The sequence below is a fragment of the Parvibaculum sp. genome (assembly GCF_035511255.1).
Classification (GTDB): Bacteria; Pseudomonadota; Alphaproteobacteria; order Parvibaculales; family Parvibaculaceae; genus Parvibaculum.
Genome location: NZ_DATKFR010000020.1, coordinates 1 through 1,619, shown reverse-complemented (window position 1 = coordinate 1,619; position 1,619 = coordinate 1). Strand labels below are relative to the sequence as shown.

Here is a 1,619-nt window from a genome sequence, read left to right as displayed (position 1 = left end):
TCACGCTGGACGCTGCTGGCTTTCGCATTTCCGGCCGCGCCGATTTCGGCGATGGGGCTTCCCCTCGTCGTTCATCTGCCGCCCTTTTATGCAGGCACGCTCGGTCTCGGCCTGACAGTCGTCGGCTCCATCTTCATGCTGGCACGGTTCTGGGACGTAATCACCGATCCGGTGCTCGGCATCGTCTCGGACCGTTTCGAGACCAGGTGGGGCAGGCGGCGGCACTGGATCGTGCTTTCCGTGCCGATCATGCTGCTCTCGGTCTACATGGTCTTCATGCCGACCCCGCCGGTGAGCGCCACCTATCTCATCTTCTGGCTCTTCTTCCTCTATGTCGGCTGGACGCTGCTCACCATCTCGCACATTTCCTGGGGCGCGGAACTGACGCCGGACTATCATGAGCGCTCGCGCGTTCAAGGCGCGCGCGAACTCGTTCTCATTCTCGGCATGGTCTTTGTGCTCGCGCTCCCGGCGCTGATCGAACTCGGCCATCCCGGCAATCCGGCCGCCGCCCGCATGCATGCCATGGGCTGGTTCGTGCTGATCCTTTTGCCGATTTCCGTGGCGATCGCGGTTTGGAAGGTGCCGGAGCGGCCAGCGCCGCGTCCCGAACATGTCCCGTTCAAGCAGGCCGTCCGTGTCCTCATCGAGAACCAGCCCCTGCGCCTGGTGCTGCTCGCCGATCTCATTTCCGGCGTCTCCGGCGGCGTGGTGGCGAGCCTCTTTCTCTTTCTCGCGGAGGACGTCCTGAAGCTCGGGAAACTCTCGAGCATGCTGCTGCTCTGCTATTTCATTTCGGGCGTGATGTTCATCCCGGCCGTGCTTTGGATCAGCCGCCGTTTCGGCAAGCACAGGACGGCCGCGGCTTCCGCTCTCTTCAACGCGGTCACGATCCCGCTCATCCTGATCGTGCCGGCGGGCAACGTACCGCTCGCGCTGGCCGGCTTCGTACTTTTCGGCGTCAACATGGCGGCGGGCCCCTTCCTTTTTCGCGCGATCATGGCGGATGTCGCGGACCACGACTCCGTGCAAACCAAACAGACGAGGACCGGTCTCTTCTTTTCGCTGCTGACCTCGACCAACAAGGTCGGTGCGGCGATCGCGATCGGACTTTCCTATACCATGCTCGACGTCATCGGCTTCGTGCCTGGCGGCGAAAACACCGAGGCGGCGCTTGACGGTTTGAGGCTGGTTTTCGCGATCCCCGCCGCCGTCATCAGTGTGCTGGTGGCCGTCATTCTCTGGCGCTTCCCGCTCGACGAGGCGCGCCAACAGGCCAATCGCGAAATCCTCGACCGGCGCATACTCGACGCCGCCGCGGCAGGCATCGAGACGCGCACGCTTGCGCCCGGCGACGCCCAATCCTCGGGCGCTCCGGCCGACTGAGCATCCGAAAACACCGACCAGAATTTAGTATCGAGGAGCGCCGCCGATCATGGCTGCAGTAAAAACATCCGCCCTTCGTCTGATCGCCTTCGCCGGCCCGTCCATCCCCATCGCCGCTCTGGTCGTGCCGCTCGCCGTGCATCTGCCTGCCTATTATGCCGGACCGATGGGGCTCGGCCTCGGCACGGTCGGCACCATCTTCATGCTGGCGCGTTTCTGGGACGTTTTCGTCG

1 protein-coding gene and 1 pseudogene are annotated in these 1,619 nt (G+C 63.7%); both read left to right on the top strand.

Annotated features, from left to right (window positions below; all coding sequences use genetic code 11):
* Positions 1–1,386, top strand: a 1,386-nt coding sequence (locus VMR03_RS00725) for an MFS transporter (RefSeq protein ID WP_325401279.1), incomplete at its 5' end; no start/stop codon positions are given.
* A 49-nt stretch (positions 1,387–1,435) separates the two neighbouring features.
* Positions 1,436–1,619, top strand: a pseudogene (locus VMR03_RS00720) (MFS transporter); the annotation flags it as partial.